The 24,261-nt window shown below is 42.8% G+C and carries 24 protein-coding genes; 1 reads left to right on the plus strand and 23 read right to left on the minus strand.

Annotated features, from left to right (window positions below):
- Positions 1–45: 45 nt before the first annotated feature.
- The 23 genes from HMPREF2686_RS06710 to HMPREF2686_RS06820 form a co-directional block, all read right to left on the minus strand.
- On the minus strand, positions 46–597 hold the full coding sequence (locus HMPREF2686_RS06710; RefSeq protein ID WP_070449861.1) for an ECF-type riboflavin transporter substrate-binding protein: 552 nt from the start codon (positions 595–597) through the stop codon (positions 46–48).
- Positions 598–611: 14 nt separating this feature from the next.
- Positions 612–1,460, minus strand: a complete 849-nt coding sequence (locus HMPREF2686_RS06715; RefSeq protein WP_070449864.1) for an SAM hydrolase/SAM-dependent halogenase family protein — start codon at positions 1,458–1,460, stop codon at positions 612–614.
- Positions 1,450–2,046, minus strand: a complete 597-nt coding sequence (locus HMPREF2686_RS06720; RefSeq protein ID WP_070449867.1) for an MptD family putative ECF transporter S component — start codon at positions 2,044–2,046, stop codon at positions 1,450–1,452. The genes HMPREF2686_RS06715 and HMPREF2686_RS06720 overlap by 11 nt, the downstream gene beginning before the upstream one ends.
- Before the next feature lie 12 nt (positions 2,047–2,058).
- Complete coding sequence (locus tag HMPREF2686_RS06725) at positions 2,059–2,751, minus strand: methionine ABC transporter permease (RefSeq protein ID WP_024056434.1); 693 nt, start codon at positions 2,749–2,751, stop codon at positions 2,059–2,061.
- Positions 2,748–3,815, minus strand: a complete 1,068-nt coding sequence (locus HMPREF2686_RS06730; RefSeq protein ID WP_070449870.1) for a methionine ABC transporter ATP-binding protein — start codon at positions 3,813–3,815, stop codon at positions 2,748–2,750. Before HMPREF2686_RS06730 ends, HMPREF2686_RS06725 begins: the two co-directional genes overlap by 4 nt.
- Complete coding sequence (locus HMPREF2686_RS06735; RefSeq protein ID WP_061591055.1) at positions 3,808–5,181, minus strand: M20/M25/M40 family metallo-hydrolase; 1,374 nt, start codon at positions 5,179–5,181, stop codon at positions 3,808–3,810. The genes HMPREF2686_RS06730 and HMPREF2686_RS06735 overlap by 8 nt, the downstream gene beginning before the upstream one ends.
- 72 nt (positions 5,182–5,253) lie before the next feature.
- Positions 5,254–6,117: a MetQ/NlpA family ABC transporter substrate-binding protein gene (locus HMPREF2686_RS06740; protein ID WP_070449873.1), complete on the minus strand. Its 864-nt coding sequence runs from the start codon at positions 6,115–6,117 to the stop codon at positions 5,254–5,256.
- Positions 6,118–6,141: 24 nt separating this feature from the next.
- Positions 6,142–6,969 (minus strand): amino acid ABC transporter substrate-binding protein, encoded by an 828-nt coding sequence (locus HMPREF2686_RS06745; RefSeq protein ID WP_009731556.1) that lies wholly within the window; start codon positions 6,967–6,969, stop codon positions 6,142–6,144.
- A 126-nt stretch (positions 6,970–7,095) separates the two neighbouring features.
- The gene (locus HMPREF2686_RS06750) at positions 7,096–8,235 is read right to left on the minus strand and encodes an amidohydrolase (RefSeq protein WP_070449876.1); all 1,140 of its coding nucleotides are present in this window, start codon (positions 8,233–8,235) and stop codon (positions 7,096–7,098) included.
- Between the two features lie 145 nt (positions 8,236–8,380).
- A complete protein-coding gene (locus tag HMPREF2686_RS06755; RefSeq protein ID WP_070449879.1) occupies positions 8,381–9,469 on the minus strand; it encodes a DUF4352 domain-containing protein in 1,089 nt (362 codons plus the stop codon).
- A 154-nt stretch (positions 9,470–9,623) separates the two neighbouring features.
- Positions 9,624–10,535 carry a DMT family transporter gene (locus tag HMPREF2686_RS06760; protein WP_070449882.1) on the minus strand — a complete coding sequence of 304 codons (912 nt, stop codon included), beginning with the start codon at positions 10,533–10,535 and terminating at the stop codon, positions 9,624–9,626.
- 94 nt (positions 10,536–10,629) lie between these two features.
- Entirely contained in the window at positions 10,630–11,673 is a 1,044-nt protein-coding gene (locus tag HMPREF2686_RS06765; RefSeq protein WP_070449886.1) for a 2,3-butanediol dehydrogenase, read from the minus strand.
- A 137-nt stretch (positions 11,674–11,810) separates the two neighbouring features.
- Complete coding sequence (locus HMPREF2686_RS06770) at positions 11,811–12,194, minus strand: hypothetical protein (RefSeq protein WP_003013311.1); 384 nt, start codon at positions 12,192–12,194, stop codon at positions 11,811–11,813.
- Between the two features lie 99 nt (positions 12,195–12,293).
- Entirely contained in the window at positions 12,294–13,736 is a 1,443-nt protein-coding gene (gatB, locus tag HMPREF2686_RS06775; protein ID WP_031572934.1) for an Asp-tRNA(Asn)/Glu-tRNA(Gln) amidotransferase subunit GatB, read from the minus strand.
- Positions 13,736–15,202, minus strand: a complete 1,467-nt coding sequence (gene gatA, locus HMPREF2686_RS06780) for an Asp-tRNA(Asn)/Glu-tRNA(Gln) amidotransferase subunit GatA (protein ID WP_070449889.1) — start codon at positions 15,200–15,202, stop codon at positions 13,736–13,738. The genes gatB and gatA overlap by 1 nt, the downstream gene beginning before the upstream one ends.
- The gene (gatC, locus tag HMPREF2686_RS06785) at positions 15,202–15,504 is read right to left on the minus strand and encodes an Asp-tRNA(Asn)/Glu-tRNA(Gln) amidotransferase subunit GatC (RefSeq protein WP_002884769.1); all 303 of its coding nucleotides are present in this window, start codon (positions 15,502–15,504) and stop codon (positions 15,202–15,204) included. Before gatC ends, gatA begins: the two co-directional genes overlap by 1 nt.
- 119 nt (positions 15,505–15,623) lie before the next feature.
- Positions 15,624–17,117 carry a glycosyltransferase gene (locus HMPREF2686_RS06790; protein ID WP_070449892.1) on the minus strand — a complete coding sequence of 498 codons (1,494 nt, stop codon included), beginning with the start codon at positions 17,115–17,117 and terminating at the stop codon, positions 15,624–15,626.
- Positions 17,114–18,397: a glycosyltransferase family protein gene (locus tag HMPREF2686_RS06795; protein ID WP_070449895.1), complete on the minus strand. Its 1,284-nt coding sequence runs from the start codon at positions 18,395–18,397 to the stop codon at positions 17,114–17,116. The genes HMPREF2686_RS06790 and HMPREF2686_RS06795 overlap by 4 nt, the downstream gene beginning before the upstream one ends.
- A gap of 26 nt (positions 18,398–18,423) precedes the next feature.
- Positions 18,424–19,311, minus strand: coding sequence for a glycosyltransferase family 2 protein (locus HMPREF2686_RS06800; RefSeq protein ID WP_070449896.1), 888 nt, complete (start codon positions 19,309–19,311; stop codon positions 18,424–18,426).
- Complete coding sequence (locus HMPREF2686_RS06805) at positions 19,298–20,521, minus strand: glycosyltransferase (protein WP_024054995.1); 1,224 nt, start codon at positions 20,519–20,521, stop codon at positions 19,298–19,300. The genes HMPREF2686_RS06800 and HMPREF2686_RS06805 overlap by 14 nt, the downstream gene beginning before the upstream one ends.
- 111 nt (positions 20,522–20,632) lie before the next feature.
- Positions 20,633–21,211: a cysteine hydrolase family protein gene (locus HMPREF2686_RS06810; RefSeq protein WP_024054996.1), complete on the minus strand. Its 579-nt coding sequence runs from the start codon at positions 21,209–21,211 to the stop codon at positions 20,633–20,635.
- Entirely contained in the window at positions 21,211–21,999 is a 789-nt protein-coding gene (gene codY, locus HMPREF2686_RS06815; protein ID WP_045759799.1) for a GTP-sensing pleiotropic transcriptional regulator CodY, read from the minus strand. The genes HMPREF2686_RS06810 and codY overlap by 1 nt, the downstream gene beginning before the upstream one ends.
- Positions 22,000–22,336: 337 nt before the next feature.
- Positions 22,337–23,551 (minus strand): pyridoxal phosphate-dependent aminotransferase, encoded by a 1,215-nt coding sequence (locus HMPREF2686_RS06820; RefSeq protein ID WP_049522717.1) that lies wholly within the window; start codon positions 23,549–23,551, stop codon positions 22,337–22,339.
- A gap of 206 nt (positions 23,552–23,757) precedes the next feature.
- On the opposite strand from HMPREF2686_RS06820, the gene HMPREF2686_RS06825 reads away from it, so the two are divergent.
- On the plus strand, positions 23,758–24,210 hold the full coding sequence (locus HMPREF2686_RS06825) for a universal stress protein (RefSeq protein ID WP_003018301.1): 453 nt from the start codon (positions 23,758–23,760) through the stop codon (positions 24,208–24,210).
- Positions 24,211–24,261: the final 51 nt, after the last annotated feature.

The following is a 24,261-nucleotide window of genomic DNA, read 5'->3' on the forward strand; positions in this document are numbered from 1 at the left end:
TAACGAATTACCGATTTCTGTCCCACTCTCTTATCTTCTGTACATTTAATCTTTGGTCAAACTTCCATCTTTTGTTTGAGTACGTGCATAAGCAATCAAGAGAAGAGAACCTGCAACAGCTACTGTTAAAGCATTAAATGAACCGGCAACAATACCTTGTAGGAAGACTTTATTGGCACTTTCCTTGTAGATCAAGACATCTCCAACTGGAGCAATCAAGCCCCAGATCACAAGGTTGGATACGATTTGAACGACGTTAAAGACAATTAATTCTTTCTTTGTCACTTCCCCTTTGAATTCACCGATTTGTTTGCGGAAAAAACCAACAAAGAGTCCAAACAAACCACTTGAAATGATCCAAGTCCACCAAAGACCACCTGACATAGCGTCCTTAATGGCATGACCAATCAAGCCGATTAAGAAGCCAACAATTGGGCCAAAGACTACACTAAAGAGAGCTTGAAGGGCATATTGCAACTGAATGCTCGTATTCGGTGCAGGTGCAGGGATTTGCAACATAGCAATCACGACAAAGAGGGCTGCTCCAACCCCAATAGCTACAACATCTTTAATTGAAAATAATGATTTCTGTTTCATTTTGATATCTCCTATTAATTTTCCATTTTTCTAATCTCGATATGCCAAGAAGCCCCAACTCCTACATTATAGGCCTTGGCAAAGGATCCCTGGTTGATGGCAAGACCAACACGATAAAGGGAATTGATATAAAGGATTGGCTGTCCAATTCGCACATCGGCGAAAGACTTACCGTAGGTTACTTGGTTTTGGTAAACCAGCATGTCATTGTTATAGATGGTTACTTCAAAACGTTCCCCAAATTCGGGTGACAAATGATTGAACTCTTCCCGAGTAATGGAAGTCCAAAGAGAACCAAAGCGCACATCTAGGATGTCAACCGCACCTTTAACAAGATTGTCCTCAAGAACCGTCTCAACCACTGGGATTTCCACAATATGTTCGACACTGAGTTCTGGTCCGACGTCTTCAAAACTAATATGACCACTGGCCAACTTAGCTCCGGTATAGGCGTAGACATCACGGCCATGGAAGGTATAAGAAAACTCTGTATTGGCTCGACGATTCTTCACCTCTGAAATCTCACGGATAGCAACAATCCCTACATGTTTCTTGATAAAAGAGAGAGTGCCATTATCCGGAGTGACAATGTATTGATTTTTCGCCGTTTTAGCTACCACACTCTTTCGTTTGGAACCGACCCCCGGATCGACCACCGAAACAAAGGTCGTCCCTTCTGGCCAGTAATCTACTGTCTGAAAGAGACGGTAACTCCCTTCAAAGATATTGTAGGGGGTAATATCATGAGTTAAGTGGTGAATTTTAAGGGTTGGTGATTCTTCTAAAGCAACCCCAATCATAGCTGATACTGCTCCATCCACCAAACCAAAGTCTGACTGAAGAACTAGTAAATTATTGTGCATCTTTATCTCCTTTTTTGACCAATAATGGAAGAAGGAAGTTCGATAGTCCCCATCCTAATCCAGCACCCAGTATGACCGTGAGGACAAACCAAGTGATGGTCGCTAGATCTGGTGATACCATCACCCGATTGACATAGTCTATCGATTTACCACGATCCAGTAACGACATGCGGTAACTGGCTGGATAGAACCACATCATAAGAATGGGCCCTGTTGTCGCAAAGGCAAAAATAACAAAAGACAAGGCATTTCGTAAATTCGAGCGAAAACGACCACTTGAGGCGACCATCTCCGCAAAACTTCCGGCGATCAAGGCTGGAATAAAGGCACCTGCACCATGACGCGAAAAGAGGAAGAAGGATCCGATCACGCAGCCAACTATAAAGATAGATCCAACTCCTTTTATTTTTTCTAGATAATAGCGGTAGATCGTCCCGCCAAACAGGGCTGAAAAGGCAGGAGCATAAAACATATTTCCTTGATGATCGACCAGATTTCCAACTAAGACCCCCAGTCCAATCGCAAGAAAATAGAGGAAAGTGAAGGCTCCAACTTGTTTTATTTGATTCACATTTATTCTATTCATTGGATACTGATCCTAACGGTGGCTAATTTTCTTCGAAAGGAAGTCCCCGATAAATTGGACCAGAACGATCAGAATGAGAATCAACAAGGTCGCTACAAAGATGACATCATTGTTAAACATGTTTTTTCCGTAGTTGATGGCTAAGGTTCCTAGTCCTCCTGCACCAACGGCACCAGCCATGGCGGTTTCCCCGATCAAGGAAATGATGGTCACGGTTGTTACACGGATCAAATCTGGAAGCCCTTCACGAAGGTAGACACCGACAATATCCCAGAAGGTTGCCCCACTGGCTTGGGCCGCTTCAATCACACCACCATCCAATTCGGACAAGACCACTTGGACTTGGCGAGCAAAGAATGGAAAGACAGCTAGGGACAATGGAACAAGGGCTGCTGTAGGTCCGATGGTATTTTTCAAGAGCAAGTAAGTCAATGGATTAATAAAGGCCAACAAGATAATGAAGGGAATGGCGCGGAACAAAGAAGTAATCTTGTCCAAAATTTGAAAAACGATTCTATTTTCGATGACGCCACCTGGACGGGTCAAGACTAACAAAAGTCCTGTCATCAAACCTAAAAATCCACCAATAATGAAGGAAATAACGGTCATGTAAAGAGTCAAGTAAATAGCGGTTCCCCATCCATACTGGCCAGACCACCCTAATTTATAGACATTTGGTAAATATGTTTGAATTAACTGGATCATGCTTTTCTCCCATCTTTCACAATAGTCACGGAAACTCCTGCATTTTCTAACTCAGCTTTGGCCGTTTCCAGATTTTGAGTCTCACCTGATAAGATGACCACCAACTCTCCGACAGGCGTGTGATCAAGGATCTCGATGTTCCCAAATAAAATGTTGGCAGATACTTGGTACTGCTTGTAAATATCATTGATGATGGCTGTATCTGTCACAGAACCTGCATACTTGAGATGCGCCAACATCGAATCATCAGGCAAGTTCTTCACAATCGCTTGTTGGTTGATTTTCACCATGGCTTCATCGATACCTGTTGCAACAGTGATAAAGTCTTGGGTCAAGGCATTTTTCGGATTCGAGAAGATATCTAAAACAGATCCTTCTTCGATCAATTCGCCATTTTGCATGACAGCTACTCGGTTCGCTATATCTTTGACAATTTGCATCTCATGGGTAATCAAGACAATGGTTAAACCAAGTTTCTTGTTCAATTCTTGCAACAGAGCTAGAATTTGTTTGGTCGTCTTTGGATCCAAGGCTGAAGTTGACTCATCTGAGATCAAAATCTTTGGATCATTGGCAAGGGCACGCGCAATCGCTACCCGCTGCTTTTGTCCACCAGACAATTGGGCTGGGTAATTCTCTGCACGGTCAGCTAGACCAACTAGTTCCAACAATTTCGCCACTTTCTCATTCTTTTGTTCTTTGTTTAATTTAGAATGCTTGAGGGCGAAAGCAACATTTTCTGCGACAGTCATTTGAGCCATCAGGTTAAAGTGTTGGAAGATCATCCCGATATCCCGACGTTTCTCTCTTAGGGCAGCTGGTTTTAAGGTCACCTGATCTTGATAAATCACATCTCCATCCACAGTAATGGTTCCGGCGCTAGGCACTTGCAAGAGATTGATCACCCGAACCAAGGTCGATTTTCCGGCTCCGGAATAACCCACAATCCCATAGATATCGCCTTCATTGATCTGAATGGTCACATCTTTGACAGCTTGAATCTGACGTTTCTTTTGCTGGAAGGTCACATCAATGTGGTCCAGCTGAATCATTGCTTTACTCATAACTTGCTATTAACTCCTTTATCAATTCAATATGGGTGTAATAATCGGCGATTTTCACATTTTCATCGCCCCCATGGTCACGGCTATTGGCATTGCCAATTCCAAAGGCTGCCATCGGTACCTGCAAAGCCTCAAATACCGTATGCATTGGTCCTGTTCCCGCTGTTGTAGGAAGAACTGAAACCCCTTCTCTATAGAAATCTTTGGCCAGCTGAATAACATTTAAAATCGATGGGGCACTCATATCACTTCGGTAACTCATTTCACCGAGAGTGTAGACCAATTCGACCTGATCATAGCCATTTTTCTTCAATTGCTGCTTGATCTTTTCTAAGACATCTTTGGGATCTAGTCCTGGAACCAAGCGCACCTCCATCTTAGCACGTGCCTCTGCTGGAAGAATGGTCTTGACACCTTGACCTTGGTAACCAGAACCAAAACCTTCAATATTCAAGGCTGGTTCAAAATAGAAACGGCGCAGGAATTCTTTTCGATCTTCCTTCAAGATTGGAAGGGTTAGACCATAGGTTTCCGCTACATCTTCTGGTCCTTTGTTGGCATATTGCTCAATCAAAGCTAGCTCGCGTTCATTGGGTTCTTGGATCTGATCATAAATCCCATCCACCAAGATTCGGCCTTCTTTGTCACGAAGACTGGCGATAGCATTTAACAAATACCAAGAAGCAGAGTCCACCACGCCACCATAGCTGGAATGGATATCCACTTCTGCACTCTTCACCACCATATCAAATGTGACGATCCCTTTGCTACCACCGGAAATTTCCAACTGACCCTGATTATTTCGGGTACCTTGTTCCCAAACTAGGAGGTCCGCCCCACGCAAGTGTTTCTTATGTTTGGCCAAGTATTTATCCAAGTCAGTCGATGCGGACTCCTCTGCCCCTTCGATGATAAAGGTGATATTGACTGGCAAATCGCCACTTTCACGAATGTATTTTCGAAGAGCTGTGAGACGAGCTGTGATATGTCCCTTGTCATCATCAACCCCTCGACCGTACATGGTCCCGTAATGAACCGATAAGGTAAAAGGATCTCCCGTCCAAGGTTGGTCTCCATCCGCTGGTACTGTATCATAGTGGTTATAGAAGATGATGGTTTTTGCGTCTGGATTTGGGGAGAAAAATTTGGCAATCACAAAAGGGGCTGTGTAGCTATCATCAACTTCGACTTTGGCTCCTGCAGCTGTAAAAATTTCCCCCAAATAGTTGGCCACTTCCTTGAGACCTACTTGTTGAGCAAAGATGGATTTTTTTGAAATCAAGGTTCGCAACACTTCAAAATAATGTTGTGCGACCTCATCATTTTCAAATTTTCGAATTTGTTCCGCTTCTGTTGCAAAAGGCATGCATTCCTCCTAATACACGATAAGAGGTAGAGAATTGCTTCTCCACCTCCTTCATACACTTGAGATCGAATCTTAAAAGACTGGTTGGTCCATTCCTTCTGAAGATTCTTCGATCACTTTCTTCACATTGTCTTTGTGATAGGCTTTGATGATTTCTTTGATAGCTTTTGCTTTATCAGATTTTTCCCAATCTTTCTTAGCAGCGATCAAATTGTACCATTGTTTTGAGTTGTTGTCTTTCTTTTCAACATAGATAGCTTTTTTGAAATCAACGCCTGCTTCACGAACGAAGGTATTGTTGATGACAGCAGCATCTACTGATGGAAGAGCAGATGGTGTTTGTGAAGCATCCAATTCAGAGATCTTCAAATCTTTTGAATTTTCTTTGATATTTGATACGTTTGCCAATTGTCCATCTTTGGTATCCAATTTAATCAAACCTGCTGATTGCAAGACATACAAGGCACGGCTTTCATTTGTTGGGTCATTTGGTACAGCGATTGTTCCACCTTTAGGAATTTCTTTGATAGAAGTGTATTTGTTTTTACCGTTTTCTGTACCAGAGTAAAGACGGATTGGAGCGATGTAAGTATCTGCTACTGCAACAAGGGCTTTGTCGTTTTTAGAATTCCAGTTATCAAGGAAGTTGTAGTGTTGGAATGCATTGATATCTACGCTACCATCTTTTACAGCCACGTTTGGTTGTGAGTAATCTGTAAATTGAGTGAATTCCAATTTGATCCCTGTTTTAGCGTCATCCAAGTTCTTTTGAACTTGATCCCAACGAGCTTTTTCAGTGTCGCTCAAAGTCATGACACCCACTTTAACTGTTGTTTCACCATCTTTGCTAGATGAGTTTGAAGAACCACATGCTGCAAGAGCAAACGTTGCGATAGCTGCAAGAGCTGTTAAACCAAGAATTTTTTTCAATTTCATTTTAAAATCTCCTTTAAATAAATATTATTCTTTAATATCTTTTGCTTCTGGTAGGTAAGAACCACCGAAGTATTTTTTAGACAATTTTTCAAGGGTTCCATTGTCATAGAGTTCCTTGATGCGTTTGTTGACAAATTTTTGAAGGTCTTTATCCTCTTTTGCAATAATTGGATAAACATAAGGTTGTTGGTCGCTTGGAAGCTCAATGACTTTCAAGTTGTCATAGCCTTGATCACGAATGATGGTATCTACAGAAATCCGTTCGAAGATCTTGTAATCGGTACGACCATCCGCTAGATTGGCCATGATGGTTTGAATCGTTCCATCTGTGTATTGCAAGTCGGTTGGATTATCTGAATGTTTTTTATTGTAATCTTCTAATTGTTTAGCAGTAGATGTTCCTTGAACAACTTCTGTTTTCTTGCCACCAATGTCATCCAAAGATTTAATAGAAGAATCTTTTGGTACGACCAATACTAGTGGATTACGAGCATATGGATTTGGATAGAGGTATTTTTCTTCCCGCTCTTTTGAGTAGCTGATGTTGTTGGCACCGATTTGGAAACGGTCACTATCTAATCCAGCAAAGACTGAAGACCACTCTGTCTTGTTAAAGTTCACTTCGTATTTGTCTGAACCTTTAAAGATTTCACGCAAAACTTCGATTTCATAACCGGTTAGCTTGCCGTCTTTTTCTTCATAAGAGAAGGGTTTGGTTGTTCCAACCGTCCCAACTTCAATGGTTTTCTTCCCACTGGCTGATTTGCCAGATGAACATGCTACTAAAGCACTGGTTGCAAGGACTGCAACTAATCCTAAAGCAGAATACTTAATCATTTTTTTTAGATTCATAGGATCTCCTTTTTGGTTTCAGGCACATAAAACGCCATTTTAAAAGTATTTTTTAATTTTATCAAAAAAGCATTTACTTGCCTAATATATATTTTTTATGGAGGTGATAGTTTTTCTTTATCACACTTATTTTTCTTTAAAATACCGCAATAAAGCTTGCGCATTTTCAACATAATAGGGAACCGACACCTGAAAGGCTGCATCATCGATGGTCATGTGATCATGATGGAGGTCTGGCGCATCCGGATCTCCATTTGAACCGATAAAGGCAAAGACTCCAGGAATTCGTTCTTGGTAAAAGGCGAAGTCTTCTCCAGCTGTAGATGGATTTGCTGGAAGCACCTCAGCCAAGTCTTGTGAAGCTTCCCAAACGACTTTGGTCAATTCCTCATCATTAAAGGTAACAGGCGGGGTCACTCCCCACTCAAAAGCCACATCCACTTCCAGGCTTTTTGCTATATGACGAATGATCGAAATAAAATGTTCCTTCAACTCTCTTTGCACACTCGGATTAAAGGAGCGAATCGTTCCTTCAAAATAGCCTGATTTTGGGAGTACATTCCAGGTTGAACCCACATCCAGGTGCGTAATGGACAAAACAGCTGTTTCAAAGGGAGAAACGGTCCGTGAAATTAATAATTGTAAGTTCTGAACCATGGTTGTGACGGCCGTTACAGTGTCAACTCCTAAATCTGGTCTCGCAGCATGACTACTAACCCCTGTCACAGTAACCTTGAATTTCTCAACCCCTGCCATCATGGCTCCAGCATTCAAGGCAAGTTGCCCTGCTTTTAGCTGGGGAATATTGTGAAAACCAATAATTCCTTGAACATCCTCCAACAGTCCTGTTGCCAAAACATCAGAAGCACCTTCTGAGATTTCTTCTGCTGGTTGAAAGATCAAGCGTACGGTCCCTTCAAGCTGGTCTTCTTTTTCCTTGAGAAGAGCTGCTGCTCCCAGAAGACTGGTTTGATGAAAATCATGGCCACAGGCATGCATGACGCCTGGATTCTGACTTTGGTAGGGCAGATTCGTTTGTTCCAAAATCGGAAGGGCATCGATATCTGCTCGAAGTGCCACCACCGGTTGGCCGGACCCAATTTCTGCAATCAGACCAGTTTTTAATCTACTCTCTAAAATACGAATCCCCAACTCTTCAAGACGCTCTTTTAGAAAGGCGGTTGTCTGGTATTCTTGACCAGACAATTCTGGGTGTTGGTGGATATAGTGGCGAATCTCTGCTAACTCTTCATAAGAAAAAGACACAAGCCTTCATCTCCTTTCGAACTTAAAATTATTTTATCACTAATAGGTGTTTCCGTCTAATTCCTGTTTCTTGGATTTTGATATAGTTTAAAGCTATAGACAAAAACACTCCTAGATTCATGTCCTAGGAGTGCCAACTTCAGCATTAAGAAAGATTTCCCTCGAATTTTTCCATAAAGCTATCACTATTGTAGGCTTTTTCTACTTCCCATTTGCCATCTTTCTTAACAAAGGTCAACTGGTAGTCGTATCGATCCGGCGTCGTCAAGGGGCGATCTGCAAGAGAAGCCATCATTTCCTCTCTATAGGCTTTGTTTTGAGCCTGGTTCGCTTCGATGATCCCTGGATAGTCTTTTCGATGTTCCTGATAGAAGGTCTGCATGTGGTTTAAGATCGTCTTTTCCATGCTGACCGTCTCAGGATTTAGACTAATGACCACCTTGTCCGGGAGATATTGTTTAACCTTATAGGTTAATTTCGCACGCTTAGCATTTTCTTTTTCATAAGCATCGATAAACTGGGTCACTTCTTCTTCAGGGAATTGGTAATCATGCAATTGACGAGTAAAATCAGCCGCAAATTTCGCACGGAAATCACTGCGTTCCTTTTTCAAATCAGTTCCCAAAACAAAAGCGTCATCCTTTTTGACCTTTCGTTGGCCACTGAAGTAAACTTGATTGATGTATTCATCTGCTAGAATTGTGGAAGCTTCCACCTTATCCTCATACTGAGAAGAATCCACCGCAAATTTTAAAGGCTTGGATTTTTTATCAGAGCTATAAGTTTTTCGTTCATACTGCACTTCGTATTTTTTGCCTTTTTCGACTGGGAAAACGATATAGCCGGTTAATTTTTTATCCTTAGCCAACTGATCACTCTTGAGCAATTGGAAGGCTTCCGTTTGGTCATAAATTCCTGACTGCAATTTGACCTTGTTATTATCCGCATCGTAAATAGTGATATCTGAATCTGACACGTTGATAGATTCTTTGGCAACATTTTTAAATTCTAATTGAAGGGCTAAATAGGTTCCGTCTTCTGAGTCATTGAGGACAGGTGGTTTGATGCATTGCCCTCCTTTTAAACTCACCTCGACTTGACCGTCAGATGCGGAGCTTTTCGCTGCTTTTTCTGTCTTTGCTTGCTGCGAATTTGTCTTTTGAGCACTGATTCCACAAGCCGCTAAACTCAAGGTCGCTACAGCAAATAGGGTCCATTTAAAAATCTTTTTCATCCTCATCTCCTTAAAAAAGTTTTGTTCTATTTTAACATCTTTTTCTAGCGATGTATACGCTATATAGTGATAACTCTCCCTCAGAGGGCGAGGATTACAAAAAGGCCAAGACCTTCGTCTCAACCTTTTAACTAAAATATGATTGGTTTTGGTTTTACAAGATTCCTTTTTCTTTTTGAATCATGAAATCCTTGAGGGAAATCAAGAGAACTGCAAGGAGGATCATGGCCATCCCAATCACATCAACCATAAAAAAATGCTCCTTCATAATGACAAAGGCAAAGAAAACTGCCGAAACAGGCTCAAAGGACGCCAGCAAGCTTCCTTTAACGGCTCCTACCAAAGAGGTTCCTTTCAGAAAGGCTGTATAGGCAAAAATCGTCCCAATCACCACCAAGCCAAAAAGGGCCATCCAGGTATCGAGTCTGTAGTTTCCAGAAGAAGAGAGAAGACCACTAAAAGGGAGCATTAGGATTCCTGGAATAGTCATCCCAACTCCAATCACCAGCATGCTTCCCCATTTTTGAATTAAGTTCAGAGGTAGAATGATGTAAAGGGCATAGGCAAATGCTGACACCACTCCCCAAGCCAAACCTTTGGGATTGATGGCCAATTGATTGAGTTGACCATGGGTTGCTATTAAGAATGTGCCACCAATCGCTAGAAGCATCGAAAACACTTCTGCTAGTGTAGGGGCCACCTTATCAATGATACAGGTATAGGCTAAAATTCCCACTGGACAGAGATACTGTAACACCGTAGCAGTCCCAGCATTGGTTTCAGCAATCGCCTCTAAATAGGTCAACTGAGTCAATAACAATCCTAAAAAGGCAAAAATAAGAAGGGGAAGGTAGGAAGATTTATCTTTGGCAAAGGCCAAAAACTTCTCCTTATCTGCAACGTAGGAAAGAAGAATAAGGACAATTCCAGAAAAAAGCAAACGGAGATTTGTTAACTCAATAGCCGAAAATCCATGAACCATTAAATATTGCCCGCTAACTCCGGATAGTCCCCAAGCGATCCCGGCGATCAAGGTCATGAGTGTTCCTTTCATCGTCTTTGACATAGTCCCCTCCTAAATCTGTTCCTTACTTTTATTGTATCATAAAAGGCCGAAACGAAACGTTTCAGCCTCATATATTTCATATAAATTTATTCGCTTATTCAGGTTGAACCAAAATCTTGATTTGAGATTTATCTTGTGTTAATTCAATAAATCCTTCTTCAACGATATTTTCCAATTTAATTTTCTTGGTAACCAATTTTTCAGCAGAGAAGTAGCCTTGTTCCATCAATTCCAATACTTTAGGGAAAATATGACGGTAGGCAATAATTCCTTTGAGAGATTTTTCTTGGATAGCGAATTCATTTGGATTGATGCTAGCTTCACGTTCCCAGATAGATACGACCATACATTCCCCAGCTTTATGAACAGCTGCAAGGGCTTGACCTAAAACAACTGGAACTCCAGTCACTTCATAAGAAACATCTGCTCCACCACCTGTCAAGCGATGGATGGCTTCGACGATTGTTTCTCCTTCTTCTGGGCGAACAACGATTGCTCCCAATTCTTCCGCTTTCGCTTGGCGTTCAGGAGATAATTCAACCGCATAGATTTTTGATGCTCCTGCTGCACGAAGGGCTTCAACAATCAAAAGACCGATTGGACCCAAGCCAAAGATAACGGCTGTATCCCCAGTTTTCAATGCAGATTGACGAACGGCATAAACAGCCACAGCTGCAGGTTCTGTAAGCGCAGCTTGTTCATAGCTCAAGCCATCTGGAATCACATGGACAATGTCACCGTCAAGGACACAATATTTGGCAAAACCACCATCTGCAGCAAGGCCGACAAAGTTCAAGTTTGGATCAAGGTTATAGTCACCGATTAGGTTATGTTTTGCCAAAATTGGTTCAATCGTCACGCGATCCCCAACTTTGACACGAGTCACATCACTTCCGACTTCTACAATTTCACCAGAGAATTCATGTCCCAAAGTAACCGGTGCTTTTTGACCAGAATACACATGTTCTTCAGTTGGGATGAAGATCGGTCCATCCAAATATTCATGCAAGTCCGTCCCACAGATCCCTGTGAACTTAACTGCCACTTTTACTTGATGTGGTTGTACTTCAGGTACTTCCACTTCTTCGATACGAACGTCTTTTGCTGCATGCCAGCGAGCTGCTTTCATAGTAGCCATAGGATAATCTCCTTTATATTTCCATGATTTGCATTTTCCTTTTCAGGAAACTCAACAAATCCATTGTAAGCCTTTTCACAAACTTTGTCAAGAAAAAACTGAAGATGAAAAAAGAGCCGCCCTTCGACTGCTCCTTCTTACCTCTTCTTGATTCGTGAATTCTCTATTCTCCAGCCAACAATCCAACCAAGGACAAGGAGATAATTTTCAAGCGCACCAATCCCATTGACCGGCAGATGATAGTGAAAATAACTGAAAAGATGATTGGTCCCAATTCCAAACCCACCAATGATCAAGGCCACTAGTACCGTCCGAAGATAAAACCAATCGTATTTGAGATTGACGGCAATCAAGATCACAAGGACTGCCATATTCCAAATCCCAATCTCCCGTTGCCAACCGACAGAAATACCATATCCCGAATGACTTCCCATATAGGATGGAAAGAATAACTGGAAGATAATCGCTCCAGACATAGCGATAATGACTAGGATAAATAAAACTCTTAAAAATTTGTTCATGTGACTCCTCCTAATGCTAGTTGATATGTAATGGTCTTTCCTATTCTAACACAATTTTATGGATAGTAAAAACCAACCTCTCGGCTGGTTCTTTTTCTATCAATCTTCTTTCAACTTCGCCAATTCTTGAGCAAGTAACTTGAGGGCTACTTGTGGGTTAGCTTGGCCTTTGGTTGCTTTCATGAGGAAGCCTGTGAAGGCCTTGTCCGCATTCCGTTTCCCTGACTTGAAGTCAGCTACGGCTGCTTCATTGTCTGCAAAGACTTGGTGGATGATTGGTATCAAGACTTCAGGATCTGAAATCTGTACCAGACCAGCTTTTTCGACGTATTCACGCGCGCCGCCACCGTTTTTCGCCAAGTGAACGAAGACTTTCTTGGCAATCTTAGATGAAATGGTTCCATCTTCGATGATGGCAATCATTTCAACCAAGTTTTCTGGTGTCAATTGGATTTCTTCCAGCGTTTTGCCTTCTGCGTTCAAGAATTGTGCGACTTCACCTTGGAGCCAGTTAGAGACTTGTTTGGCATCGCCACCAAGGGCTACAGCTGCTTCAAAGAAGTCAGAAGTGACTTTCGTCGCTGTCAATTGGTTGGCATCATAGTCAGACAAGCCAAGCTCTGCCACATAGCGAGCCCGACGGTCTTTTGGAAACTCTGGCAACTCCGTACGCATTTCCTCAATCCACTCATCTGAGATTTCAAAGAGTGGTAGGTCTGGTTCTGGGAAGTAACGATAGTCCGCTGCCCCTTCTTTAACACGCATAAGAATGGTACTCTTATTAGCTTCATCATAACGGCGTGTTTCTTGACGAATGACCCCACCTGAACGCAAGATTTTCGCTTGGCGCTCCACTTCGTATTCAAGACCTTTACGGACGTTTGAGAAGGAGTTCAAGTTTTTCAACTCCGTCTTGGTACCAAATTCCTCTTGGCCGTATGGGCGAAGGGAAATGTTGGCATCCACCCGCATCGATCCTTCTTCCATCTTGACGTCTGAAATACCAGTGTATTGGATAACTTCTTTGAGGGCTGTCAAATAGGCGTAGGCTTCTTCAGGAGAACGCATATCTGCTTCAGAAACGATTTCGATCAACGGCACTCCCTGACGGTTGAGGTCTACATAAGAGAAACCGTCTGTTCCGTGGGTGTTCTTACCAGCATCTTCTTCCAAGTGGGCCCGTTCAATCCCAATTTTCTTAGTTGAGCCGTCTTCCAATTGCACTTCAATCCAACCGTTGTAACCGATTGGCTCGTCAAATTGCGAAATTTGGTAGGCCTTTGGATTATCAGGGTAGAAATAGTTCTTCCGGTCAAAGTGCATGTGCTGATGGATATCCATATTCAGCGCCAAAGCAGCCTTGATACCAGCATCCACAACACCCTTGTTCAAGACAGGAAGCACCCCTGGGAAAGACCAGTCAATCACATTGGTATTGGCATTTTGCTCGTTCCCAAAGTGAGCAGAGGTTGGTGAGAAAATTTTTGAGTTTGTATTCAATTCAACGTGGACTTCAAGTCCGATGACTGTTTCAAAGTTCATTAATTGTCACCTCCGAAAATAAGGGGTTGTTGCTTGTGGTAATCCGTCGTAGCTTCAAAGGCAGCTGCAGCTTGGTAGATGGTTTCTTCAGAATACTTAGGACCAATCAACTGCAAACCAACTGGAAGACCTTGCGCAAAACCTGCAGGAATCGAAATCCCTGGAAGGCTTGCCAAGTTGACTGGAATGGTCAAGAGGTCAGCCAAGTACATGGCTACCGGATCATGGTTGAGCGAATCCAAATCAAAGGCTACGCTAGGAGCTGTTGGACCAAGGATAAGGTCGTAATCCGCAAAGACTTTTTCGAAGTCTTGGATAATAAGGGTACGGACTTGACCAGCTTTCTTGTAGTAAGCATCGTAGTAACCAGATGACAAACTAAAGGTACCAAGCATGATACGGCGTTTGACCTCATCACCAAAGCCTTGGCTACGAGTGTTCACGTAGATATCATCCAAGTTTTTAGCATCTTCTGCACGGAAACCATAGCGAATCCCATCGAAACGTTGCAAGTTTGAAGAAGCTTCAGATGAAGCGATGATGTAGTATACGGCAACTCCGTATTTAGAATGAGGCAAGCTGACTTCTTCGACAGTTGCTCCCAATTTTTCAAAGTGTTTGGCCGCTTTAAGGATGGTTTCTTTGACTTCTGGGTCAATCCCTTCACCGAGGTATTCCTTAGGAAGGGCAATCTTCATGCCTTTAATGTCTTGACCAATCTTAGAAGTAAAGTCTGCTACACGTACTGGTGCTGAAGTTGAATCCTTGGCATCTTCGCTGGCAATGACATTGAGCAAGAGCGCATTTTCCTTAACCGTTGGTGCAAACGGTCCGATTTGGTCCAATGAGCTACCAAAAGCAATGAGACCAAAACGGGAAACTGTTCCATAAGTAGGTTTGAGACCAACAATCCCGTTGAAGGCGGCTGGTTGACGGATAGAACCACCAGTATCAGAACCAAGTGACAAACGAACTTGACCTGAAGCTACAGAAGCTGCTGAACCACTAGAAGATCCACCAGGCACCTTGCTGTGGTCCCAAGCATTCTTGGTTGGTCCATAGTAAGAAGTCTCACCAGAACCTCCCATGGCAAATTCATCCATGTTGGTCTTCCCGATGACAATCATATCTTTGGCCTTGGCATTGGCAACCGCTGTCGCATCAAAGATTGGCTCGTAGTTATAGAGCATTTTTGAAGCCGCAGTGGTTAAAATGCCATCTGTTGAGATATTGTCTTTGACAGCGAGCGGAATCCCTGACAGAAGGTTATCTGCATCGATTCCTTTTTCATCAATGGCCTTGGCTTGCGCAAGGGCAGCTTCTTCGGCCACCGTCACAAAGGCATTGACGTCTTCTTCACGCGCCTTGATATCATCAAGCGTCGCTTGAGTCAATTCCGTTGCTGAAATTTCCTTAGAGACAAGGAGGTCGTGCAACTCTTCAATGGTTTTATGGTTGAATGACATTAGGCATCTCCTCCATCTTCTAGGATAGCTGGTACCTTGATGTAATAGTTATCTTTTTCAGGTACATTTTTAAACAAGCGGTCACGGTCCGTCCCTTTTTCAGCAACATCCGGACGCAATACAGTCTTACGATCAGCCATGGTCGTTGTTGGGGCAACACCGGTTGTGTCCACTTCTTCCAACAATTCCACCATGTCGACAATTTTAGACAAGGTTGTCGCAAACTCAGCTGTCTCTTCTGGAGAGAATTTCAATTTTGAAAGATTGGCAACGTGGGTTACCTCTTCTTGCGTAATTTTCATCTTGCTTCCTTTCGTGAAATGATGATTTTTCAATACCCTCTATTTTACCATAATTTAGCCCAATTTGCTTGCCTTAGAAAAAATCTGTAGGACTTTTTTGTCGCTACAGATTCTTCTTTTTATATTTCTTTTCCGCCGAATTGCCCCATCTCCATTAGAGTCTCTTTCCAGACTTCCTGGACGTTAGAAGCGAGGTAGGAAGAGGCCAAGTCATAAGAAGCCTGGTGAAATGGAGCGAGGTCGCTTTCAAAGAGCTGGACCAGCTTGTCCGCCAACTCTTTCACCAACTCTTCTTCGGGCATTGCCTCGCTATAAGGTACCAAAAAGCCATTTTTACCCTCTTTTATAAAAGTTGGATTGCCATAACGAGCATCAAAGCCGAGCAAGGCTAACCCTGCTCCAGCCGCCTCCATCAAGGTCAATCCAAAGGTCTCCCACTGAGAAGTGGTGAGGTAGGCTTGGTAGCAAGGATAAATCTGCTTAAGATCCGCATGACCACGTAGATGAATAAAGTCTTGCGCTTCAAGCTCCTGAATCAGGTGTCGCAAGTTGTCCGCTTCTCCACCCTTCCCATAAATATCAAACTGAAGGGCTGGGAGTTGTTCATGAGCTTTGGCCACTACTCGAATGGCCAAATCGATGCGTTTTCTTGGATCCAAACGGGAAGCTGTGAGCACACTAAAGTGAGGCCGATCTCCTTGTGGTTCCGTCAATGTTTCCAAATGCCCTACTGGAATGCTATAGATTGGAATTCCTTGGCATCCTTGTTTAGCAAGTGTCTGCTCCAAGACTTCTTTTTGAAGATCCGTTGCCGTGATAAAATAATCGAAGCGTTTGGCATACTTGAACACATAATAATATTCATAATTGAGATGGCCATTTTCAAATTCATGCTCCGAATGAAACACCATAGCGAGCTTTGAAGGAGCAGCTTTCTCCAACAAAGGACGGGCAAAATCCATGCGCGAAGCCCGGTCGAGCAGAATCAGATCTTCTTCTTTGAGCGAAAGTTTCGACAGAAAACGTCTCATCACTTCTGTATGGTTGGTCAAAATCTCAGGCCCCAGTTTATAGAGCCAGCTTCCACCTAACTTCAATTCTTCAAAGGCGATACTTCCATCTTGATTGTGATAGGTCCGTCTGACAACACTACCATACTGAAAATACTCTGTAGCAAGTTTACAAGCTCCATAATACTCTCGCTTGATCATATTTCCAGATAAAAGATAATCCACATAGCGGACACAGTCTGTATGATAGGGGTCCAGATGAAAAGTCAGTGCGCTGTTATCCGCAAATTGATAGCGAATGGCTTCTTCTGTTTTTTCAACAACATCTAGACGAGTCAGTTGAAACTCCATTTGCAAGGCCCCCACCGTCTTTTGAGGGACTGTAGTCTGTTGATCTGTGAAGCCTAAATGGGCAAAAAGCAACTCCTCATCCCGATGCCCCAAAGAGAGGTAATAGGCCAATTTTTCTGGAGTGGGCCAAGTGGTAAAGACAAACTTCGCTGCCGCTCCTAGACTCCGGAGCATCTTTGCCCGAGAGGCTTGTGCAACATCGACCCCATTGGGTTCAAATCCCACTAATAGATTAAAGGTATAAATGGTCATGCTGTCCCTCCCTCTAATCGCTTAAACAGCTCTTCCAAAGCTTCTTTTTCAGGCAATTTCAAGATTCGTGCCTGCTCTCTTACCAATTCTTTGTAGGTCTCTGGCTGCTGGAGCAAGGTATCTAGTTGCTGTTCCATTTCTTCGACTGTATCTGTGATTGTGCTCAAGTTTTTATAGGCTTCCTGATGCACCGTGCTCTTCAAACCAAATAAGACTTGCCCATTTTCAAGAGCATGAAGACTACTACTCCACACTTCTTCTCCCTGGTTGCAATCCAGATAAATAGAGCAGCTGGATAATAAGTCCTCATATTTGTCCAGCGAAATCCCTGGATAGAGGCGCACATTGGAGCGAGTCGCTAAGTCTATTAATTTTGGCCCCATAGCCGTCAAGGCAGCAATGTGAAAGGTGACTTGTGGGAATTGATGGACTAGGCTAGATAGGCCTTCGACCTCTTGAGAAGCCGTCATAACTAGGGCTTCTGGTTGAAAACTTTCCTGCTCCACATCTACAAATCCTGACAAGGCTGTGATCCCGTCTTTTTTCTCCCTCAACAGACCATCTTCTACCAACAAAATCTGACTGACTTGTTCTTTGATCTCGTCTAGTTCATGAGCGTCATTGGCACAGTAGGCGAGTCTTTCCTTTGGTATCTCTGTCACAACATCTAGCAATGCCTTGTCCATCAAAAGAACAGCTTCATCTTCCGGTAAGACTTGTTCTAGGACAGCTCTCTGCAGCTCTTCCTTACTGGCATACAGGCGATCCCGTCCCTTAGGAGTTTGAAGCAAAAAGGTTCCTTGTGAGACAAAGTGAAGTAAGACTTCTTCTTGCTGACGGTTCAAATAGATGTCTAAATAGGATTGGCCAGCTTCCGTAAGGAGACTCTGCTTGCTTCTCCAGCCATAGCGATTGTAGAAATCAATAGATGCGATCTCTTCTCCCTGACCAAACCACTCTACTCTGTCAACCGTTCGCGACAAGATATCCCCTCGTAAAACCACATTGGCACGACGTTCCTCCCCATCAAAAAGATAGGTTGTGATCCCAAGCGTCCAACATTCCCATAATTCTGGAACCTCTAAATCATTGAAAAATAATGGTTGCCCAACTGTTGATGCCGGGTCTGTTTGGGTAAAAAAGGTCGCCAGACTATCTGTCTGTTGATCCAAATCTGTTTCCAAATTGGTCACAAACACACGGTAGGGCTGGCCAAGTTTGTCCAATAATTTTCGCAAACGATCCAGCTCTCTGGTCTGCTCTGATGCAATAATGAACATGCTGATCCTTTCTCATCATTAAGTTCTTAGTCCATGGTTTCAACGAAACTGAGGTTGATCACCACACGCTCATAGGTTTCTGACTCTTGTAAGCCTGCTTCTTCTAGTTTTTCAAGAGCTCGTTTCAAGCGCGTTTTGTAGATATAGCGGTGCCAGGTCAGATCATAGCCCAACATCCCAAGAAGAGCCAATTTTTCTTGCTTGGCTTCCATCTCATCGAGTACCCGCTTTTCTGTCCAAACCTGGGACAGAGTATCTGAACGACCCACGCGATACCAATAAATACATTTCTCCGTATGGACCACCCGATGGGCTTTTAAGAAGAGCTTGTACATCAGGAAGTTATCCTCGACATTTTTTCCGACCGGAAAACGAAGCCCTTCAAATAAGTTACGCTTATAGAGCTTCATCATAGCACACGCCCAGGCCATATCTCTGGTCTCCTGAATGGCATCGTGGTCCATAATTGCTCGCCCCTCATAAAGGATCTCTGAATAATCATCGTCCGTTACCTTGATCAAGTATTTGCTACTACTGTCATCATAGAGGTTATAGTTGGCTACCGAGACATCCGCATCATACTTCTTCAGTTGGCGATAGAGCACTTCTACATAGTCCTCCGTCACCCAGTCATCTGGATCAATAAAGGTAATGTAATCACCAGTCGCCAACTCAATCCCTGTATTACGGGCAGCAGATAAGCCCCCATTTTCTTGGCGGACGTAGCGGATGCGTGCATCTTTCCTAAAAAATTCCTTACAGATCTCTTCTGACTGGTCTGGCGAACCATCATTGACCAGGATAATTTCCAAGTGAGGATAGGTCTGATGGATAACCGTTTCCAAACATTGTCTCAAATAAGCTTCTACATTATAGATGGGAATGATGATACTCACTACTTCATTTGTTTCCATGCTTCTTCTCATTTCTCTTTAAATAATCGCGAATCGCTGTCACCATCTCCTGCACCTGATCATCCCTAAACACCTGATTCTCACCATTCTCCACATGATTGGTTCCTTCAAAAGAAAAAATAGGGAGACCTTGTTGACTGATCGTTTGCGTTATCTGATCGACCTCATCATAGGGATTGATATCCAGATAAACATCCAATTTTTCTAGGACTTTTCGACTGGTCAAGGGATCAAAAGAGGGATAAAGAAAGAGGTTAGGGTAGCGTTCCAATTGCACCAAGTTAAAACCAAAATGACTATGGGCAAGGACATGAATCGCTACGTCCGGCAACTCTTTTAACAACGTCTCCAACTCGTGGATATCTGCTGTATGGGTATAAATAGCCGCATGATAAGGAAAATCTCCCACTAGATCTTGATAGGTTTGCTTCAAAATCGGTTTTCGAAGTAAAATTTCCTCCCAAGAGAGGGCATAATAAAACCACCATAATTCACGAAAACGATTGAAACGTTTAGAGGTCCATGGTTTATTATGAGAGGTGTAGTGAACGACTGCTGGGATCCCTTGGAAGGCATCATACCAGTCCAAATCACCATAGAGATATTGATCCTTATCAGACCCTACTTGTAGATTATAGGTCCAAGGTAATGGATACCAAGCATCTTTGAAATACAGGTTCAAAATTCCTTGATCTCCGTAGACATGCTGATGGTGCTCGCGAGTGAGGTCAAAAAGAGCCTCTGTCACTTGGTGCTCTTGCCACCAAGCCTTATCAATTACCAAAAGTCCAGCATTAAAACCATCTGTCGTCGTCGGCTTATCTACCACTGCACCCAGTCCATAACCTTTTAGATCGACCTCAAATAAAGGCGATAAATCCTGTGTAAAGATCATATCACAATCCAGATAGAGGATTCGCTCTTCTTCCACCATCTCTGGAATAGCGTAACGGAAATAGGTTGCATAGTGAATATGGTCACTTGGAAGCGAAAAGGACTGGAATTGCTCGGGTGACATCCGACAATTGATCACTTCTGAATCCAACTGGCGCAAGCGCTGATTCATGATAGTAAACCACTCAGTTGGTAGATCTTCATTTAAAACATAAATTTTCAACTGGTCCTGATGGGCACACAGTGACTTCATAGCGGTTTCCAACTTTTCCATATAAGATAGATTGGCTGAAAACACAACAGCTTTTTTACTCATAACTTCCCCTTTTTTCTTTCATTAGAATACCATTTTCAAGAGAGGAAAACAATTTCTAACCCCAAAAAAGAGGCCTAGACAAGTGTCTATGACCTCTTTTACATCGGTTTCTTATTTTTGGTCTAATACAGCTAGTGTATCGTCTACCAAACTTGCCCCTAAGACATGCTTGAAGTGATTCAAAGCAAACTGGTGATTTTCAGGAGTGATCGATGCCACTGCAGGTTCCACAACCTCGATCTGATAACCCAGATTGTAGGCATCAACCGCTGTATGGAGAACACAGATATCGGTCAAGACCCCAGTCAAAATAACGGTATCTACATGGCGTTCCCGAAGTCGGATATCTAGATCCGTCCCTGAAAAGGCAGAATAATGACGCTTGTCCATCCAAAAGACACGTGGATCCGCTTGGTGCTCCCGATAAAAATCTGCTAAGGGACCGTACAAATCTCGTCCACTGGTCCCAATGATATTATGAGGTGGGAAGAGCTTGCTTTCTGGATGAAAGGGATCGTCCACATCATGCGCATCAATGGCAAAAAAGACATAGGCTCCTTGGTCAAAGGCCAATTGGGTCACCTGAGCAATGCTCTCAGAAATGGCTTGGGCGGGAGCCCCTGCCGTTAGCTTACCTTCATCCGCTACAAAATCAACGGTGTAGTCAATCGAAATTAATGCTTTAGCCATTAGTAGTCTCTTTTCTTAATTTCTTCAAAAATATCTGGTATCAACACTTTTAGATAGGTTCCCTTCATCCCAAGAGAACGACTTTCAATAATACCAGCAGATTCCAATTTCCGAAGTGCATTGACAATCACAGAGCGGGTAATGCCAATACGATCTGCGATGATAGAAGCAGTCAACTGACCTTCATTGCCTTTCAATTCACTAAGGATAGCAGATACGGCACGCAATTCGGAGTAAGACAAGGTATTGACAGCCATATTCACCGCTGTGCGACGACGAATATTCTTCTCGTCCTCCTCGCGTTGGTAGTTCAACATTTGAATCCCTACCACGGTACTAGCAATCTCAACCAAGATCAAATCATCATCCGCAAACTGTTTATCATTGCGCCAAATGATTAAGGAACCCAACCGAATCCCAGAAACATGAATAGGCGCAATGGTGGTCAAGCCATCAGGAAATTCAGACTTGGTTTCAACCGGAAAGATACTCAAATCATGGTCCACATCTAAATTAGCTTCTGTATCGTAGACCAAACTAGCCGCCTTGGCATAATCTTCTGGTAGTTTTTTATTTTGGAAGAAAGCTTCTACTCGGTCATTGTTGGTCTTGTATCGCATGAAATAACCAAGAAGAGTTCCCTTGCTATTAATGATACAGGCATTACAGTGAATAATATCCGCCAATTGCTGGGCAATATCATTGTAAGGCATCTCTACCTGTAACTGTTCATCAGTCCGTTTCAAAATGGATGTAATTTTACGTGTCTTTTCTAATAAGTTTGCCATAATAAACCTCGCATATAGTCAGCTCAAGTATATCATATAAGTGTGGGAATTTCAATCAAATTATCTGAAAATTATTTATTTTTTCTACAATTGTGCGCAATTCAGAAAAATGTCGTTTCGATGACATGGATTCTATAGAATGAATCAAAAAAAGAGAGTGGGACAGAAATCGGTAATTCGTTAGAATTCGATTTCGTCGCCCCACCTCCGCACAGTTGTGTAGGGCTGTAAAGCTGATGAAATCAGCGTAGTAGAGCCCACTCAACCGCTGCGTCTTGCTCGACAATTCAAAGATAACTGAGAGGCTAGGACTTTTGTCCCAGCCTCATTTATCTAATTAGCGTCTGTATTGTTTCAAAAAACGAGTCATTTTTTCTTGAATTTGAGCCAATTCATCCACACGTGGGAGGTAAACGATCCGGAAGTGATCTGGGTCCTTCCAGTTAAAACCACGGCCATGAACCAAAAGAATCTTTTCTTGCTTCAAGAATTCTAAAACAAATTGTTCATCGTCATCCACGCGGTACATATCCCGATCAATCTTAGGGAAGATATACAATCCAGCCTTTGGCTTAACAGCCGAGAGGCCTGGAATCTCATTGATGGCTTTATAAATAAAGTTCCGTTGTTCGTAGATTCGCCCACCTGGAAGCAAGAGTTCATCCACAGATTGATAGCCTCCAAGAGAGGTTTGCACAACATGTTGAGATAAAACGTTTGAACAAAGGCGCATATTGGACAACATGTTCAAGCCTTCGATATAGCCCTTCACATGATGCTTCGGACCAGACAGAACCATCCAACCAACACGGAAACCGGCAATCCGGTGAGATTTTGACAAACCGTTCATGCTGACACAGAAAAGATCAGGCGCGAGACTAGCAATAGCCGTGTGCTTTTCCCCATCCATGACCAAGCGATCGTAGATTTCATCCGCAAAGATGATCAAGTTATTTTGGCGAGCAATCTCTACAATCTCAAGCAAGATCTCATCTGGATAGAGGGCACCCGTTGGGTTATTCGGGTTGATGACAACGATGGCTTTGGTATTTGAGGTAATTTTCGACTTGATATCCTCGATATCTGGATACCAGTTTGCTTCTTCATCACAAAGATAGTGAACCGCATTCCCACCAGCTAGGCTGACAGCTGCTGTCCAAAGAGGATAGTCCGGCATAGGAACCAAGACTTCATCGCCATTGTCGAGCAGTCCTTGCATGGACATGACGATCAGCTCACTCACTCCATTTCCAAGGTAAATATCATCAATATCCACATTTGGAATTTTTTTCAACTGGCAGTACTGCATGATGGCCTTGCGGGCTGAAAAGATCCCTTTTGAATCCGAATAGCCTTCACTATCACGCGCATTCATGATCAAATCATGGATCACTTCATCTGGAGCTGTAAAGCCAAATTCAGCAGGATTCCCTGTATTCAAACGAAGAATTTTTTCTCCATTTGCTCGCATGCGCATGGCTTCTTCCAAGACTGGACCACGAATATCGTAAGCGACATGTTCGAGTTTGCTTGATTTATTATATTCCTTCATATTCTGCCTCGATTCACGAAATTATCTCTATTATACCACTAGTTCAAATAGAGTACAAATTGAGGACTTTAAAAATTCTGCAAAAATATACTAGAAAAGTGAGACTTTACCTTTACATTCTAGCTTAAAAGGAATAAAATATAAGTGTATAAAGAATAGAAGAACTTCTGTTCTATCCATGTTTTCAAGCTATAAGGAGGTAGGTTATGTCTCAAAAATACGAAAACATTATGGTCGCTGTCGACGGTTCCCATGAAGCAGAATTAGCCTTTGAAAAAGGGGTTAACGTTTCTCTTCGCAACGGCTCTAAATTGACTATTGTCCATGTCATTGATACCCGTGCCCTTCAAAGTGTCTCAACCTTTGATGCTGAGGTCTACGAAGAATTGCAAGAAGAAGCCAACGAATTGCTCAAGGGCTACAAGGAACGTGCTGAAAAAGTCGGGGTTCAAAATGTTGTGACTGTTGTAGAAATGGGAAATCCAAAAGTCCTCTTGGCCAATGATATCCCAAGTAAAGAAGGGGTTGACCTCATAATGGTCGGGGCTACCGGACTCAATGCCTTCGAACGCTTAATGGTCGGATCCTCCTCAGAATACATCCTTCGCCACGCCAAAGTAGACTTACTAGTGGTGCGCGATAAGGATAAAACCATGTAAGAAAGAAAAAGTTATATTGAAAACTTTCCTTAGGTGAGTACGGACGTCAGC

Source organism: Streptococcus sp. HMSC057G03, from assembly GCF_001808745.1.
Taxonomy (GTDB): Bacteria; Bacillota; Bacilli; order Lactobacillales; family Streptococcaceae; genus Streptococcus; species Streptococcus parasanguinis_Z.

What these genes read in the sequence shown, in the direction of transcription:
- HMPREF2686_RS06710 (WP_070449861.1), bottom strand. Translation starts at nt 597, where the DNA reads ATGAAACAGAAATCATTATTTTCAATTAAAGATGTTGTAGCTATTGGG.
- HMPREF2686_RS06715 (WP_070449864.1), bottom strand. Translation starts at nt 1,460, where the DNA reads ATGCACAATAATTTACTAGTTCTTCAGTCAGACTTTGGTTTGGTGGAT.
- HMPREF2686_RS06720 (WP_070449867.1), bottom strand. Translation starts at nt 2,046, where the DNA reads ATGAATAGAATAAATGTGAATCAAATAAAACAAGTTGGAGCCTTCACT.
- HMPREF2686_RS06725 (WP_024056434.1), bottom strand. Translation starts at nt 2,751, where the DNA reads ATGATCCAGTTAATTCAAACATATTTACCAAATGTCTATAAATTAGGG.
- HMPREF2686_RS06730 (WP_070449870.1), bottom strand. Translation starts at nt 3,815, where the DNA reads ATGAGTAAAGCAATGATTCAGCTGGACCACATTGATGTGACCTTCCAG.
- HMPREF2686_RS06735 (WP_061591055.1), bottom strand. Translation starts at nt 5,181, where the DNA reads ATGCCTTTTGCAACAGAAGCGGAACAAATTCGAAAATTTGAAAATGAT.
- HMPREF2686_RS06740 (WP_070449873.1), bottom strand. Translation starts at nt 6,117, where the DNA reads ATGAAATTGAAAAAAATTCTTGGTTTAACAGCTCTTGCAGCTATCGCA.
- HMPREF2686_RS06745 (WP_009731556.1), bottom strand. Translation starts at nt 6,969, where the DNA reads ATGAATCTAAAAAAAATGATTAAGTATTCTGCTTTAGGATTAGTTGCA.
- HMPREF2686_RS06755 (WP_070449879.1), bottom strand. Translation starts at nt 9,469, where the DNA reads ATGAAAAAGATTTTTAAATGGACCCTATTTGCTGTAGCGACCTTGAGT.
- HMPREF2686_RS06760 (WP_070449882.1), bottom strand. Translation starts at nt 10,535, where the DNA reads ATGTCAAAGACGATGAAAGGAACACTCATGACCTTGATCGCCGGGATC.
- HMPREF2686_RS06765 (WP_070449886.1), bottom strand. Translation starts at nt 11,673, where the DNA reads ATGGCTACTATGAAAGCAGCTCGCTGGCATGCAGCAAAAGACGTTCGT.
- HMPREF2686_RS06770 (WP_003013311.1), bottom strand. Translation starts at nt 12,194, where the DNA reads ATGAACAAATTTTTAAGAGTTTTATTTATCCTAGTCATTATCGCTATG.
- gatB (WP_031572934.1), bottom strand. Translation starts at nt 13,736, where the DNA reads ATGAACTTTGAAACAGTCATCGGACTTGAAGTCCACGTTGAATTGAAT.
- gatA (WP_070449889.1), bottom strand. Translation starts at nt 15,202, where the DNA reads ATGTCATTCAACCATAAAACCATTGAAGAGTTGCACGACCTCCTTGTC.
- gatC (WP_002884769.1), bottom strand. Translation starts at nt 15,504, where the DNA reads ATGAAAATTACGCAAGAAGAGGTAACCCACGTTGCCAATCTTTCAAAA.
- HMPREF2686_RS06790 (WP_070449892.1), bottom strand. Translation starts at nt 17,117, where the DNA reads ATGACCATTTATACCTTTAATCTATTAGTGGGATTTGAACCCAATGGG.
- HMPREF2686_RS06795 (WP_070449895.1), bottom strand. Translation starts at nt 18,397, where the DNA reads ATGTTCATTATTGCATCAGAGCAGACCAGAGAGCTGGATCGTTTGCGA.
- HMPREF2686_RS06800 (WP_070449896.1), bottom strand. Translation starts at nt 19,311, where the DNA reads ATGGAAACAAATGAAGTAGTGAGTATCATCATTCCCATCTATAATGTA.
- HMPREF2686_RS06805 (WP_024054995.1), bottom strand. Translation starts at nt 20,521, where the DNA reads ATGAGTAAAAAAGCTGTTGTGTTTTCAGCCAATCTATCTTATATGGAA.
- HMPREF2686_RS06810 (WP_024054996.1), bottom strand. Translation starts at nt 21,211, where the DNA reads ATGGCTAAAGCATTAATTTCGATTGACTACACCGTTGATTTTGTAGCG.
- codY (WP_045759799.1), bottom strand. Translation starts at nt 21,999, where the DNA reads ATGGCAAACTTATTAGAAAAGACACGTAAAATTACATCCATTTTGAAA.
- HMPREF2686_RS06820 (WP_049522717.1), bottom strand. Translation starts at nt 23,551, where the DNA reads ATGAAGGAATATAATAAATCAAGCAAACTCGAACATGTCGCTTACGAT.
- HMPREF2686_RS06825 (WP_003018301.1), top strand. Translation starts at nt 23,758, where the DNA reads ATGTCTCAAAAATACGAAAACATTATGGTCGCTGTCGACGGTTCCCAT.